Origin of the sequence: Paenarthrobacter sp. 22069 (assembly GCF_052046035.1) — a bacterium.
Classification (GTDB): Bacteria; Actinomycetota; Actinomycetes; order Actinomycetales; family Micrococcaceae; genus Arthrobacter.
Genome location: NZ_JBQEQF010000005.1, coordinates 55,529 through 70,157, shown reverse-complemented (window position 1 = coordinate 70,157; position 14,629 = coordinate 55,529). Strand labels below are relative to the sequence as shown.

Annotated in this window: 14 protein-coding genes; 9 read left to right on the top strand and 5 right to left on the bottom strand. The window is 67.1% G+C overall.

Annotation, left to right across the window (positions count from 1 at the left end; genetic code table 11):
• Positions 1–48: 48 nt before the first annotated feature.
• On the bottom strand, positions 49–699 hold the full coding sequence (locus tag ACTJK0_RS05395; protein WP_440744525.1) for a TetR/AcrR family transcriptional regulator: 651 nt from the start codon (positions 697–699) through the stop codon (positions 49–51).
• A 77-nt stretch (positions 700–776) separates the two neighbouring features.
• On the opposite strand from ACTJK0_RS05395, the gene ACTJK0_RS05390 reads away from it, so the two are divergent.
• Both ACTJK0_RS05390 and ACTJK0_RS05385 read left to right on the top strand, forming a co-directional pair.
• Positions 777–2,717: a primary-amine oxidase gene (locus ACTJK0_RS05390; RefSeq protein ID WP_110541977.1), complete on the top strand. Its 1,941-nt coding sequence runs from the start codon at positions 777–779 to the stop codon at positions 2,715–2,717.
• Positions 2,704–3,168: a hypothetical protein gene (locus tag ACTJK0_RS05385; protein ID WP_440744524.1), complete on the top strand. Its 465-nt coding sequence runs from the start codon at positions 2,704–2,706 to the stop codon at positions 3,166–3,168. Before ACTJK0_RS05390 ends, ACTJK0_RS05385 begins: the two co-directional genes overlap by 14 nt.
• A gap of 6 nt (positions 3,169–3,174) precedes the next feature.
• Here ACTJK0_RS05385 and ACTJK0_RS05380 read toward each other — a convergent pair whose 3' ends face one another.
• The 4 genes from ACTJK0_RS05380 to ACTJK0_RS05365 all read right to left on the bottom strand — a co-directional run bounded on the left by ACTJK0_RS05380 (position 3,175) and on the right by ACTJK0_RS05365 (position 6,678).
• Positions 3,175–4,161, bottom strand: coding sequence for an NAD-dependent epimerase/dehydratase family protein (locus ACTJK0_RS05380; RefSeq protein ID WP_440744523.1), 987 nt, complete (start codon positions 4,159–4,161; stop codon positions 3,175–3,177).
• 126 nt (positions 4,162–4,287) lie between these two features.
• On the bottom strand, positions 4,288–4,662 hold the full coding sequence (locus tag ACTJK0_RS05375) for a cupin domain-containing protein (protein WP_110541974.1): 375 nt from the start codon (positions 4,660–4,662) through the stop codon (positions 4,288–4,290).
• A 160-nt stretch (positions 4,663–4,822) separates the two neighbouring features.
• On the bottom strand, positions 4,823–5,569 hold the full coding sequence (locus ACTJK0_RS05370) for a ThuA domain-containing protein (protein WP_440744522.1): 747 nt from the start codon (positions 5,567–5,569) through the stop codon (positions 4,823–4,825).
• Positions 5,569–6,678 (bottom strand): Gfo/Idh/MocA family protein, encoded by a 1,110-nt coding sequence (locus tag ACTJK0_RS05365; RefSeq protein WP_440744521.1) that lies wholly within the window; start codon positions 6,676–6,678, stop codon positions 5,569–5,571. Before ACTJK0_RS05365 ends, ACTJK0_RS05370 begins: the two co-directional genes overlap by 1 nt.
• A 196-nt stretch (positions 6,679–6,874) precedes the next feature.
• Between ACTJK0_RS05365 and glnT the strand changes: the two genes are divergently transcribed.
• From glnT to ACTJK0_RS05330, 7 genes are read left to right on the top strand one after another with little or no spacing between them, the layout of a single operon-like run.
• Positions 6,875–8,272, top strand: a complete 1,398-nt coding sequence (glnT, locus tag ACTJK0_RS05360; protein WP_440744520.1) for a type III glutamate--ammonia ligase — start codon at positions 6,875–6,877, stop codon at positions 8,270–8,272.
• A 24-nt stretch (positions 8,273–8,296) separates the two neighbouring features.
• A complete protein-coding gene (locus ACTJK0_RS05355; RefSeq protein WP_110541970.1) occupies positions 8,297–9,205 on the top strand; it encodes a glutamine amidotransferase in 909 nt (302 codons plus the stop codon).
• Positions 9,193–9,915, top strand: coding sequence for a protein glxC (locus ACTJK0_RS05350; protein WP_440744519.1), 723 nt, complete (start codon positions 9,193–9,195; stop codon positions 9,913–9,915). Before ACTJK0_RS05355 ends, ACTJK0_RS05350 begins: the two co-directional genes overlap by 13 nt.
• Before the next feature lie 9 nt (positions 9,916–9,924).
• Positions 9,925–11,283: an FMN-binding glutamate synthase family protein gene (locus ACTJK0_RS05345; RefSeq protein ID WP_110541968.1), complete on the top strand. Its 1,359-nt coding sequence runs from the start codon at positions 9,925–9,927 to the stop codon at positions 11,281–11,283.
• The gene (locus ACTJK0_RS05340; RefSeq protein WP_110541967.1) at positions 11,283–12,461 is read left to right on the top strand and encodes an FAD-dependent oxidoreductase; all 1,179 of its coding nucleotides are present in this window, start codon (positions 11,283–11,285) and stop codon (positions 12,459–12,461) included. Before ACTJK0_RS05345 ends, ACTJK0_RS05340 begins: the two co-directional genes overlap by 1 nt.
• Positions 12,458–13,744 (top strand): allantoate amidohydrolase, encoded by a 1,287-nt coding sequence (locus tag ACTJK0_RS05335; protein ID WP_110541966.1) that lies wholly within the window; start codon positions 12,458–12,460, stop codon positions 13,742–13,744. The genes ACTJK0_RS05340 and ACTJK0_RS05335 overlap by 4 nt, the downstream gene beginning before the upstream one ends.
• Before the next feature lie 49 nt (positions 13,745–13,793).
• Positions 13,794–14,432 carry a helix-turn-helix domain-containing protein gene (locus ACTJK0_RS05330; RefSeq protein WP_440744518.1) on the top strand — a complete coding sequence of 213 codons (639 nt, stop codon included), beginning with the start codon at positions 13,794–13,796 and terminating at the stop codon, positions 14,430–14,432.
• Positions 14,433–14,629: the final 197 nt, after the last annotated feature.

The window sequence follows — 14,629 nt, the reverse complement described above, 5'->3', positions numbered from 1 at the left end:
CGCCAGAACCTGACCCCTCAATAGTAAGCATACTTTCGAGTTTGGCGCTCATTTCCCGTCCGGAATCTTGGTTAGAAGGGCAAGATAGCCCTCAAGTTGGGCATCGTGACCAAAGTCCGTGTGGCCCTCCGGCGCCAGGGCGGCCTCGATCTGCGCCCCAAGCAGCATGTTCAACAGTTGGCCGGCCAGGATCGCGTCGTCGACGTTGGTGCTCACGTCTCCACTGTCCCTGGCCTCCGCGAGGAAGCGGCGGATGGCGGTGTGCCACTCGTCCATGGACTCCTGGTGGATTGCGGCTTTTTGGCGGTCATTGATGGCTTTTTGCCAGAACGGGACCACGATCCGGGCCTCATTGACGCGTTCCTCGTCGAGGGGGAGGACCTCCAGGCAGAAGGCGCGCAGTGCGGCGAGCCCGGCCTTTCCGGCGGTGACCTCCGCGATCCTCTGGTTGGTCCGGTTGAAGACGTGGCTGAAGGCAAATTCGAGCAGCGTGTCCTTGGTGGGGAAGTAGGGCTTCAGCGCGCCGTTGGCAAAGCCGGCTTCCATGGCGATTTCACGCATGGTGGCGCTTTCCAGTCCCTGGCGGGCGATGATCCGCCAGGTGGCATCCACGAGCTCCAGGCGGCGCTCGTCATGGTCAACTATCTTGGGCACCGCGGCGTCTCCCCGAAATATTTTGCTCAGGCTCTTGTGAGCCATGTTACGGACGTTTATTCTCTACAACTATAGAAAATAAACTCCCAGCGGCCGGCAACGGCCCGGACAAAGGTTCTCCCATGACTCTTGCACCAACCCACACTGCATCTGCCTTCCGGCTGGCAACGCCGGAGGAAATCCTGGATGTCCGCTCCATCCTGCAGTCGGAAGGGCACCTGGGCCCGCAGCACCGCATTGCGTATTTGGGACTGCTTGATCCGGCGCGCGGCACGCAGCCGGAGGAGATGGAGAGGAGGTTCCGGGTCTTCATCCACGACGTCTCCGGGGCCGGCCCGTGGGACGTCATCGTCTCCACCACCCAGGGAAAGGTGCTGTCCGCCGTCGAACTCGACACCGCGGTAACCGGTGAACTCCCGGTCCTGGAGGAGGAGTTCGAAGTGGTGGAATCGCTTCTCGCCACCGATGAACGATGGTTGAAGGCGCTGGCGGACAGGAGCCTGGAGGTTGAGAAGGTCAGGGTGGCACCGCTCTCTGCCGGGGTGTTTGAGTACGCCGAGGAAAAGGGCCGCCGGATCCTGCGCGGCCTGGCGTTCGTGCAGGAGTTCCCGGAGGACAGCGCCTGGGCGCACCCGGTGGACGGCCTGGTGGCCTACGTGGATGTGGTTAGCAAGGAAGTCACCCAGGTGATCGACCTGGGCGTGATGCCCATCCCGGCTGAGCACGGCAACTACACGGACCCCGGGCTGACCGGTCCGATCCGTGAAACCCAGAAGCCCATCAGCATCACCCAGCCCGAAGGGCCCAGCTTCACCGTCACCGGCGGCAACCACGTGGAGTGGGAAAAGTGGAGCCTGGACATTGGCTTCGACGTCCGCGAGGGCGTGGTCCTGCACAACCTCGCGTTCCAGGACGGCGGCCGGAAGCGGCCGATCATCAACCGGGCATCGATTGCCGAGATGGTGGTCCCGTACGGTGACCCCTCGCCGGTCCGGTCCTGGCAGAACTACTTCGACACCGGCGAATACCTCGTGGGCCAGTACGCCAACTCCCTGGAACTGGGCTGCGACTGCCTGGGCGAGATCACCTACCTCAGCCCCGTCATCTCCGACGCGTTCGGCAACCCGCGGGAAATCCGCAACGGCATCTGCATGCACGAGGAGGACTGGAGCATCCTCTCCAAGCACTCCGACCTCTGGAGCGGCATCACCTACACCCGCCGCAACCGCCGCCTGGTGATCTCCTTCTTCACCACCGTCGGCAACTACGACTACGGCTTCTACTGGTACCTCTACCTGGACGGCACCATCGAGTTCGAGGCCAAGGCCACCGGCATCGTCTTCACCTCCGCGTTCCCCGAGGGCGGCTCTGACAACATCTCCCAGCTCGCCCCCGGCCTGGGCGCCCCGTTCCACCAGCACCTCTTCAGCGCCCGGCTGGACATGGCCATCGACGGGTTCACCAACCGGGTCGAGGAAGAAGACGTCGTCCGCCAGGCCATGGGCCCGGGCAATGAACGCGGCAACGCCTTCTCACGCAAGCGCACCGTGCTGGCCCGCGAATCCGAAGCCGTCCGCGAAGCAGACGCCCGGGCCGGCCGGACCTGGATCATCTCCAACCCCGAGTCCCTCAACCGGCTGGGCGAGCCCGTGGGCTACAAGCTGCACTCCCACAACCAGCCAACGCTCCTGGCGGACCCGGATTCCTCCATCGCCCGCCGGGCAGCCTTCGCCACCAAGGACCTCTGGGTCACCCGGTACGCCGAGGACGAGAAATACCCCACCGGCGACTTCGTGAACCAGCACGCCGGAGGCGCCGGCCTGCCCGCCTATGTGGCCCAGGACCGGGACATCGACGGCCAGGACATCGTGGTCTGGCACACCTTCGGGCTGACCCACTTCCCCCGGGTTGAAGACTGGCCCATCATGCCGGTGGACACCGTGGGCTTCAAGCTCCGTCCCGAGGGCTTCTTCGACCGCAGCCCGGTCCTGGACGTGCCGGCCAACCCCAACCAGCAGGCGTCCTCCTGCCACACCGAGGGCGGCAGCGGTGGCTGCCACTAGCCTCGCCCCCGTATCGCCAGGAAGGACGACGGCGGCAGGACGGGTCCGTGCCAACGGTCCCGTCCTGCATCCCCGGCTGGTGGCCGTGGCCACCGCGCTGTGCTGCGTGGCCCACCTGGGGCTGGCCGCATCCGGCCACCACGACGCCTGGCTCGCTGTCCTGATGGTGGCGCTCGCCGCCGTCTGCGTCCCGTGCGCGGTCCATATCTGGCGGTACAGCAGGTTGGGCGCGCTCCATCAGGTGACCGGTGCCGCCGCTGCCATGGCCGGCCTGCACGCGGTCCTCCTGCTCGGCTCCGGCGGTGCGGGACACTCCCACGCCGGGGCGCCGCCGTCATCTGCTGCCCACGGGGACGGTGCCGGCGGGCTTCTGCTGGTGATCGCGCTGGAACTGGTGACGGCGCTGCTCGCCGCCACCCTCGTTGCACGCTTGAGGCGGCTTGCCGCCTAGCCGATCTCAGCCAGCCGGAACTCCCAGGGGGCGGGCTACGTGCAACTGTTCGTGGTCAACGAGCCACTGGATGGATTCGAAGATGGCCTGCTCGGGCTCGTAGCGCGGGGCGTAACCAAGCACGGATGAGGCCTTCCCGATGCTGAAGCACTGGCTGCGGTACAGGTGTCCCCAGCTGGATTCCGCGTACTCCTTCGCGGTGTCTTCACGGAACCGTTCCCAGCTGACCGTTTCCAGCACGGCGGCGTGCCCGAACCAGGCGGAGGCGATGTCCGCGTAGCCGCGCACGGTCAGCGCCGTCGGGGCCACAATGTTGAAGTCCTCCCCGGCTGCGGCTTCCCGCCGGGCGATGGCCAGCTCGAACGCCTGGGCGACGTCGTCGGCATGGACGTGGTGCATCAGCTCGGCGCCGCTGCCGGGAACCCGGAGGGGCCGGCCGGCAGAGATCTGGTGCCAGACGGCGGGGTCCAGGTTTCCCAGCGGACCAATGGGATGCCATCCCGGTCCCACGATGTGGCCAGGGTGCAGCGACGTGGTGGCCAGGCCGCCGCGGGCAGTTTCCTCCCGGAGCATCGCCGCGATCCGGTTCTTTTCGATGCCGTATTCGCCAAAGGGCGCAGCGGCTGAGCCGGACCCCTCCCGGATGGGCAGCTTCAGGCTTTGGCCGTACCGCCAGACGGAGCCGCAATGCAGCAGGTGCCCCACTTCACCGCGCAGCCGCTGCACCAGGGAGGCTGCGGATTCCAGGGTGAAGCAGACCAGGTCCACCACGGCGTCCGGCTTCAGCCCGGCCACCCGGTCCCCGAACGTCCCGTCCCGGTCCTCCTGCTGCCGGTCGGCGGTGACCTGGTTTACCTGCTGCCATTCGGGTGAGTCGATGTAGGGCCTGCTGGTGCCGCGGCTGATGGTGGTGACCTCGTGGCCGGCGCGGACCAGCCGGGGGACCAGGAATGAACCGATGTGGCCGCTGCCGCCGATGACGGTGACTCTCATTGCTCTCCGATCGTTGTATTTTCCTCCACCGTAGGGCTCGGGCAGCAGGAAAGGGAGGTCCTGGGGCCTCCCTTTCCAGTGTGTGCGGCTGCTGCCGGTGCGGTTACTGTCCGTGCTCCAGTGTGGTCACGCGGGCTTTGCGTACTCGGCGGCGCTCATGACTTCATAGCCAACGAACGTCTCGTCGTTTTCCACCCAGGCGTCATGACCCGCGGGGATGGAGTATGCGTCTCCTGCGTGGATTGTCTTCCGGGTACCGTCGTTCAGCTGGACGGTCAGGGTTCCGGCGGTGCAGAAGCCGAGGTGGTTGTTCTGGCAGCTGTCGGTATGGACAACGGTTTTGACTGTTTCGGACCAGCGCCAGCCCGGTTCGAAGGTGAACCGGCCCAGGGTGGCGCCACCAATGTTGATGACATCCACCTGCGTCTTGGGCGGGCGGCGCTTCTCGTCGGGGTCGTCGAAGGATTTGGATTCAAGGTCCGTGACCGTTACTGCAGGCATTGCTGGCTCCCGGTAAGGAGTAATTGTTTAATTCGTCCGGCGGGCTGTGCGGCGCCGGGAGATGGCCCGGCAGGGCGGGATGTGCCCGTCCAGAACCTGCCGGACCTCGTGTGCGACGATCCCAATCTGCTCTTGCCCGCAGCCGATGTCAATGACGCTTTTACTGCTGGAACCACTCTCGTGCCGGGTTGGTCACCGAGGGTGCCGCACGGTCCAGGTCCGGCTGCGCAGCCCACTTCACGCTGTTGGCCAGGACCCGCTGGACCTGCGGGTGGTGGTACACCGGGTATTCCTGGTCGCCGGGGCTGAAGTAGAAGATGCGTCCCTTGCCGCGGGTGAAGGTGACGCCGGAACGGAACACCTCGCCGCCGGCGAAGGAGCTGATGAAGATCAGGTCGTCGGGGTCGGGGATGTCGAACAGTTCCCCGTACATTTCCTGTTCCGGGATGACGATGGGGCTGTCCACGCCCTCGGCGATGGGATGGGACGGCTTGACCGTCCACACCAGCTCGCGTTCGCCGTCGTTCCGCCACGCCAGCGAACAGCTGGTGCCCAGGAGTTTGGTGAAGATCTTCGAGAAGTGCCCGGAATGGAGCACGATGAGTCCCATCCCGCCCAGAACGTGCCGGTGGACGCGCTCGACGACGGCGTCGCTTACCTCGGCATGCGCCACATGGCCCCACCACAGCAGGACGTCCGTCTCCGCGAGCACCTCATCGGCCAGGCCGTGTTCATCGTCCGTGGCCAGGACCGCCGTCGTAATCTCCGCGTCGGGGCAATGGGACCGAAGGCCCGCGGCGATGGCGCCGTGGATGCCGTCCGGGTACATGTCACCGATGTGCGGTGGCTGGTTGTTCGCCTCGTGGACGCCCTCGTTCCACACCAGGAGCTTCAGTTTGCCGTTCATCAGAGCCGGACCTCCCTCTGCTCAAGCGCGGACTGGTAGCACGCGTCGATAATCTGTGCCCGGTAGAGGGCCAGGGACCCATCATGTTTGGCCCAGACCTGCTCCCCGCCACGGACTGCGGTGACGAAATCCTCCACCACGCCGTCGTGGGCGCGGCCCGGCAGGACAGGGGGCAGGTAGTCCGCGGACTCGCCGTCCCTGTCGGTAAACACCCGCAACTGGCCGACCGGCGGGAAAGGGGCGCCGTGCACCCTGAGTTCGGCACCGCCGTCGGTTCCGTACACCGTGAAGTCCAGCTGGTCGTCCGTTTCCCGGTACGCAGCCCAGCTCGCCTCGACCAGCAGCGTGGCACCGCCCTCCAGCCTCAGGAATGCCGAGGCGAAGTCCTCCACTTCAAAGGCGTGGCTGGAGGCCTGGGCGGAGAACCGGCTTCCGCCGCCCCTGCCTTGCGGGCCCAGCTCCGAATGGGTGGCTGCCGAGACGGCCACCACCTTCGGTTCGCCGAGGAGGTGCAGGGCGAAGTCGAGCACGTGGACGCCGATGTCCGCCAGCGGGCCGCCACCGCCAAGCTCCGGATTGGTAAACCAGCTGCCCAGCGTGGGAATGCCGGAACGCCGCAGCCACGAGGCCTTCGCGTAATAGGGCCGGCCCAGTCCGCCGTGGTCAATAACTTCCTTGAGGGCCTTGATGTCGCCGCGGCGGCGGTGGTTGAAGGCCACATCCAGGACACGGCCGGCGTTTCGGGCGGCGTCCACCATGGCCTGGCCCTCGGCGGCGTTGCGCGCGATGGGCTTCTCGCTGAGGACGTGGATTCCCCGTTCCAGGGCGGCGATGGCGATGGGTGCGTGCAGGAACGTGGGGACGGCGACGCTGACGGCGTCCAGGCCGCCGTGGTCCAGCATGTCCTTCCAGTCGGCAAAGGCGTTGGGAATGGAGTATTCGGCCTGCAGGGAGTCGCGGAGCTCCTGCTCCATTCCTGCCAGGGACACAATGGTGACGCCCTCGAGGTCGTGGTAGGCCTTCAGGTGCTGCTGGCCGGCCCAGCCGATGCCGACTACGCCGACCCGCAGCTCACTCGGCCGTACAGGGGAGGATTGCTGGCTGTTCAAGGGCTGGCTCCTTCGGGGTAGCTGGCTGCCCGGATGCTTCCCAGCCTAGCCCTGCACCGCCGTGGAAGTGCACTGCCCCGCCTGCGCCCGAAACATGCATTTAACCTTCCCGCAGGACGCGCGAAACGTCATCCTGGATACTCTGGTGCAACAAGGTTTACTCTTAGCTAACACCAATCCCGACAGGACTGTTCCGATGACCAGTGTCGCAACCCCTGCTGTAACCACGGTGCCTGATGCCTCGCCAATGCCGCTGACGGACACCACCCAGATTTCCCTGGCGGACATCGCCCGCGCCCACGGCGTCCGCTTCCTGCTGGCCACCTTCGTTGACATGACCGGCAAGCCCTGCGCCAAGCTGGTGCCGGTGGAGGCGGCCGATGACTTGGAAGCCGGAGCCATGGGCTTCGCCGGCTATGCCGCGGGCCTGATCGGCCAGAACCCCCAGGACGCGGACCTGATCGCCGTCCCGGATCTTTCTTCCTTCACCCCGGTTCCCTTCATCAGGGAGGGCCTGGCCATCATCCACTGCGATCCCCATGTCAACGGCCAGCCCTGGCCCTACGCCCCGCGCATCATCCTCAAGAACGCGCTGGCGCGGCTGGCGGACAAGGGCATGCAGGCGAAGATCGGCGCGGAGGTGGAGTACTTCCTCGTCAACAAGAACGACGACGGGACGCTGAGCACCGCCGACACCCGCGATGATTCGCCCCGCCCCTGTTACGACGCCCGCGGCGTTACCCGGATGTACGAGCACCTGACGTCCATCAGCGATGCCATGAATTCGCTGGGCTGGGGAAATTACGCCAACGACCACGAGGACGCCGCCGGCCAGTTCGAGCAGAACTTCACCTACGCCGACGCGCTCACCACCGCGGACCGGGTGGTATCGCTCCGCTACATCCTCAACGTCCTGGCGGAGCAGCGCGGCATGACCGCCACCTTCATGCCCAAGCCGTTCACAGACCGCACCGGCACTGGCCTGCACTTCCACCTTTCGCTCTGGTCCGGCGCCGACGCGCTGTTCCCGGGCGACGATGAAGACGGAAAGGCCGACGGCGGGCTCGGCCTGTCCGGGCTGGCCTATTCCTTCATCGGCGGAATCCTTGAGCACGCCCCGGCCCTGCAGGCCTTCCTCGCCCCCACCGTGAATTCCTACAAGCGCACGGGCGCCACCACAAGCACCTCCGGGGCCACGTGGTCACCGCGAAAGGCCTCCTTCGGCGGCAACGACCGCACCCACATGATCCGCGTACCGGACAACAAACGGATCGAACTGCGCTCCGGCGACGGTTCCGCGAACCCATACCTGGCCATCGCCACCGCCATCGCCGCCGGGCTGGACGGGGTGGAGAAGTCCATTGATCCCGGCATGCCGTCCGGACCGGGGGAGTCCAGGCCGGACGCCCATCTCCTCCCGGCCACCCTGCTGCACGCAGTCGAAGCCCTCCGCAGGGACCCGGTGGTCCTGGCAAGCCTCAGCGGTGATCCGGAGATCGGCACGTACTACGCAAACGCAAAGGAAGAGGAGTTCCTTAGCTGGCACAACCAGGTCAGCGACTGGGAAATCCGCACCTACCTCACCTCAATCTGATCCCTACGACGTAAAGGACTTTCCATGTGCGGAATCGCCGCGCTGCAGCTGCGCAATCCCTCGCTGCACCCCCAACTGGGCGCAATGCTCTCCACCATGCTCTGCCAGATCGTGGACCGCGGACCCGACTCCGCCGGGCTCGCCGTCTACAACACGCCGGGCCTGGTGTCCCCGGGCGCCTCCACCCTGAGCCTGCTCGGCAGGGACCAGGGAATGACGACGGCGGCCATCACCGAAAGCATCGCGGCACTGCTGCCGCCTGACGCGGCAGCAGCCGTGCAGGTGGTGGGAGACACCACCTTGGTGAGCGCCGCCGTCGGGACCGACCTGCTGGTGAAGGCCGTCAGCGAAACCCTGCCCGCGTCCACCGTCATCGGCCGTGGGGAGCACGTCGCTGTCATGAAAAGCGTGGGCCATCCGATGCAGATCGCCGCCGACCACGGACTGGAGGCGATGGCCGGCAGCCAGGGACTGTCCCACACCCGCATGGCCACCGAATCCGCTGTCACCGCCGGCGGCTCGCACCCCTTCTCTGTGGCGGACGACCTGTGCCTGGTGCACAACGGCTCCTTCTCCAACCACGCCACGGTCCGCCGCGAACTCAAGCGTGAAGGCGTGGTGTTCGATTCGGAGAACGACACCGAGGTGGGCGCCCGCTACGTCGCCTCCCGGCTGCAGCAGGGCGACACCCTCGAGGAAGCCCTGGTGAACCTCGGCAAGGTCCTGGACGGCTTCTACACCCTGGTGGTCACCACAGCGGACAGCATGGCCGTGGTCCGTGATCCCATTGCCTGCAAGCCGGCCATCATCGCCGAAACCGAAGACTACGTGGCGATGGCTTCTGAATACCGCGCCCTGGCAGCCCTGCCCGGCATCGACAACGCCCGCATCTTTGAACCCGAACCCGGAAAGGTTTACACATGGTCACTCTGACAGCCCCCGAAACCATTACTTCCGACATTGCCGCCCCGGCAGTCGTCGACCTTTCCGGCGCCCCGGTCCGCGACCTGAACCAGGCCCTGCACAACGCCGTTGACGGCCAGGCCTGGACCGTGACCAATCCCGGCGGCAAGCACAGCCTCGCCGTCGGCATCAGCGCCGACATTGCGGTGACCATCGAAGGCCACGCCGGCTACTACGCCGCCGGGATGCACCAAAAGGGAACCGTGACCGTGAACGGCAATGCCGGCGTCGGACTTGCCGAGAACATCATGTCCGGCACGGTCCACGTGAAGGGTGACGCCTCCCAGTCCGCGGGCGCCACCGGCCATGGCGGCCTGGTGGTCATCGACGGCAACGCCGGCGCGCGCTGCGGGATTTCCATGAAGGGCGTGGACATCGTGGTGGGCGGCAACATCGGCCACATGTCCGCGTTCATGGCCCAGGCCGGCCGGCTGGTGGTCTGCGGCGACGCCGGTGACGCGCTGGGTGACTCCATCTACGAGGCCTGCATTTACGTGCAGGGCACGGTGGCCTCCCTGGGCGCCGACTGCATCGAAAAGCCGATGAAAGCCGAGCACCTCGAAGAGCTCGCAGAACTGCTGGCAGCAGCCGGCCGCACCGACGACCCGGCCGGCTTCAAACGCTACGGCTCCGCCCGGAACCTCTACCACTTCCACGTCGACAACTCGACTGCCTACTAGGAGGCCCCCATGACCATCACCTCCGTTCCCGCCCCGGCGCCCACCAACATCGCCGCCCTCGGCCTCCGGGAGTCCGCCACGTTCGACCGCGCCACCATCGCCGACATCCAGCGTGCCGCCGCCACCGGTGTCTACGACATCCGCGGCTGGGGCGCCAAGCGCAAGGTTCCGCACTTTGACGACCTGCTCTTCCTCGGCGCCTCCATGTCCCGCTACCCGTTGGAGGGCTACCGCGAAAAGTGCGATACCGACGTCGTCCTCGGCGACCGGTATGCCAGCAAGCCGCTGCATCTGCAGACCCCGGTGACCATCGCGGGCATGAGCTTCGGAGCCCTCTCCGCCAACGCCAAGGAAGCGCTGGGCCGCGGCGCGTCCGAGGTGGGCACCTCCACCACCACGGGCGACGGCGGCATGACGCCGGAGGAGCGCGGCCAGTCCAAGCACCTGGTGTACCAGTACCTGCCCTCCCGCTACGGCATGAACCCGGACGACCTCCGCAAGGCCGACGCCATCGAGATCGTGCTGGGCCAGGGCGCCAAGCCCGGCGGCGGCGGCATGCTGCTCGGCCAAAAGATCACCGAACGCGTGGCCGGGATGCGCACCCTGCCGGTGGGGATCGACCAGCGCTCCGCCAGCCGCCACCCGGACTGGACCGGCCCGGACGACCTGGAAATCAAGATCGGAGAACTCCGGGAGATTACCGACTGGAAGACGCCCATCTACGTCAAGATTGGCGCCTCCCGGCCGTACTACGACACCGCGCTGGCCGTGAAGTCCGGTGCCGACGTGGTGGTGCTGGACGGCATGCAGGGCGGCACCGCGGCAACGCAGCAGGTATTCATCGAAAATGTCGGCATCCCCACCCTCGCGGCCATCCCCCAGGCCGTCCAGGCGCTTCAGGAACTCGGCATGCACCGCAAGGTCCAGCTCATCGTCTCCGGCGGCATCCGCACTGGCGCCGACGTCGCCAAAGCCATGGCCCTGGGTGCCGACGCCGTCGCCATCGGAACCGCCGCGCTGATCGCGCTGGGCGACAACGACCCCCGCTTTGCCGCCGAATACTCAGCCTTGGGTTCGGCCGCCGGGTACTACGACGACTTCCAGGACGGCCGCGACCCCGCCGGTATCACCACCCAGGACCCGGAACTCTCCTCCCGCCTGGACCCGGTGGCCGCCGGCCGCCGCCTGGCCAACTACCTGCGCGTCCTCACCATGGAAGCCCAAACCATCGCCCGGGCCTGTGGAAAGTCGCACCTGCACAACCTGGAACCCGAGGACCTGGTGGCCCTCACCATCGAGGCCTCCGCCATGGCCCGCGTTCCGCTGGCCGGCACCAGCTGGATCCCCGGAGTGCAGGGGAGCTTCTGATGGCTGAATCCTCCGACTATGTGGTGGTGGGCGCCGGCCTGGCCGGCGCCGCCACAGCCTGGCAGCTCGCCGTGCGAGGCCACCAGGTCACCCTCCTGGAACGCGATGTTCCGGCAACCCACGACGGTAGCTCCCACGGGTCGGCGCGCATCTTTCGCTACGCCTACCCGGATCCCTTTTATACCCGGGCGGTCCTGGAGTCGAAGGCCTTATGGGACAGGCTGGCTGCTGAAACCGGCACGGAACTCATCACACCCTTCGGCGCGGTGGACTACGGCCCCCGGCGCCAGCCGGGCCTGCTCGCGGGGGTGCTGGCCGACGCCGGGATAGAGCACGAACTGCTCTCCGCCGACGAGGCCCGGTCCCGTTGGCCGCAGATCGCCTTTGACACCGACGTGCTCTGGCATCCCGGCGCCGGCGTGATCGACGCGGAAACATCCGTCAACGCGATGGTGGCGCTCGCAGCCCATGGCGGCGCACGAGTCCTGACCGGCTGGAACCTGGACCGGATTGAACGCCGCGCGGACACGGCAGGCGCCGGCTTCCGGCTCCACTCAGCGACGGGAGAAACGATCGACGCGGGCAATGTCGTCATCAGCGCCGGCGGCTGGTTGCCGCGGCTGTTGGAGTGCTTGCCTCTCCCGGCCGGGTTCCTTGCGGGCCTGCCGGAGCTAACTGTCCGGCAGGAGCAGGCCTTCCATTTCAGGTACCGCGAAGACTCCGGATTTTCAGGCAGCAACTGGCCCACCTTCATCCACAAGGCCGACGACATCCAGACCTACGGCCTCCCCGGCGGCCGGGATGCGGACTTTGCGGGACAGAAGGTGGCCGAATACAACGCCGGCCCCAGGATTCCGTCGGCCGTCCAGCAGACCGGGGTGGTGGATCCGGCCAACCGCGCCCGCGTGGTGGACTACGTGCGCCACTGCCTGCCGGGACTGGACCCTGAGCCGTACGCCGAAACCACCTGCCTTTTCACCAACACGCCCAATGAGGACTTCCTTATCGACCGGGCGGACAACCTCACCATCGTGTCGCCATGCTCGGGCCACGGAGCCAAGTTCGCCCCGCTGATTGGACAGTGGGCGGCTGACCTCGCCACCGGCGAAGGGCCCGTTCCGGACCGGTTCCGCAGCGCCACCTCATCAGCACTCAGCGCCCAGATCGGAACCCCGTGAGCCTTCCCCATACAGCACCCGCGCGGGCTGCCGCATCTGTTGAACCCGCCGGCCCAGCCTCCGTTACCCGCCTCCTCCAGGCGATCGCCGACGTCGGACGCGACGCCGGCCGCGGCGGCTACTCCCGCCCGGTCTTCTCCACACCCGAGATGGATCTGCGGGCCTGGTTCATTGAACAGGCAGGGCGGCGTGGGCTGGATGTGCATACCGACGCCAACGGCATTATCTGGGCATGGTGGGACACCGCAACGGGCGTGCGGAAGGACGCCGTCGCCACCGGCAGCCACCTCGATTCCGTCCCGGGCGGCGGTGCGTACGACGGTCCGCTGGGCGTCGCCTCGGCGCTCGCCGCCGTCGACCTCCTCAAAGCCCGGAACTTCCGGCCGCGGCGTCCCCTGGCCCTTACCGTCTTCCCCGAGGAAGAGGGGTCCAGGTTCGGCGTCGCCTGTCTGGGTTCCCGGCTCCTGACTGGACAACTGAACCCGGACAAGGCCCGCAAGCTCCGCGACCCGGAAGGCAACACCTACGCGGACGTCGCCGCCGCGAACGGACAGGACCCGCGGCTGATCGGCGCCGACTACACTGCCCTGCAGCAGCTGGGAATGTTCGTGGAGCTGCACGTGGAGCAGGGGAGGGGGCTGGTCGACATCAACCGGCCGGTGGCCATCGGGTCCTCCATCCTTGGCCACGGGCGCTGGAAGCTGAGCATCACGGGGGAGGGAAACCACGCCGGGACCACGCTCATGAAGGACCGGAGGGACCCCATGGTCGCCGCGGCCAAGGTGATGGTCTCCATCCGGGACACGGCGCGGAAGTACCGCGACGCCCGTGCCACCGTAGGCCGGCTGCAGCCGGTTCCCGGCGGCACCAACGTCATTGCATCCCGGGTGGACCTATGGATCGACGTCCGCCACCCGGAGGACCCAGTCACGGCAGCCCTGGTGGAGGCCATCGGGTTGAACGCCCGGGTCCTGGCTGCCGAAGAAGGGTGCACTGCCAGCCTTGGCACGGAGTCCCTGAGTCCTACGGTCCACTTCGACGGCGGGCTGCGGGACCGGCTGCGCGAATTCCTCCCGGGAGCACCCGTCCTGGACACTGGCGCCGGGCATGACGCCGGGGTTCTGGCGGCCCACCTGCCCACGGCCATGCTGTTCGTGCGGAACCCCACGGGCATTTCGCATTCGCCGGACGAGCTCGTGGAGGACGGGGACGCCGAAGCCGGAGCCCGGGCCCTGGCGGACTGCCTGGCCGGGCTGCTGGGCGAGGCGGTGACGCCCGGCTAGCGCCGCCGTCGTGCTCCCGACCCCGCCCGGCCCGCCTAAGATGGCTCACATGACCGAACAGGCCGGAGGAAACGGAGCAGACCGGGACACCCAGGATCTTCCAGAAGATCACGGTGCCGGACAGGTGGCCGGCCGGCTGGAACAGGTCATCGCGGCACAGGTGCGCCACTACCGGACCGCCGGCGGTTTGTCGTCCGCTGAGCTGGCGGCCCGCACCGGCCTGTCCAAGGCGATGATCTCGCGGGTTGAAACCGCCACCACTTCTTGTTCGTTGACCACCCTGCAGCGGCTTGCCGACGGGCTGAAAGTCCCCGTCACCGCGCTTTTCCGCGGCGCGGACACCGACCGGGACGCCACCTTCACCAAAAGCGGGCAGGGCAGCCTCACCGTCCGCAGCGGCACCCAGCACGGCCATGAGTACCGCGTCCTGGGCACGCTGAAGGGCCGGACCGATGCCCTGGAACCCACGCTGGTGACCCTCACCGATGCCAGTGACGTTTTCCCGCTGTTCCAGCACCCCGGCACCGAATTCATCTACATGCTCTCCGGAAAGATGGTGTACGGCCACGGCTCCTACGAGTACGCCATGGAGCCCGGGGACTCCCTGCTGCTGGACGGCGAAGGCCCGCACGGTCCGCTGGAACTGCTGGACCTTCCCATCCAGTTCCTGGCGGTCTCAGCCAAGTAGCCGGGGCTGCCGCTGGTAGCTGTTGGGTTTTCAGGGACCCCTGAAACTCGCGTGTAGATGACTGAAACGATCATTTAACACTCCGGAAACCCACCCAAAAATCACCGCCATACATTGGTATCAGACGGCAACAGCCGCCCCTCCGCTGAACGTGGCCCCTCCGTCCACGTGCCTCCGCAGAGCGGCTCTGACGGCAA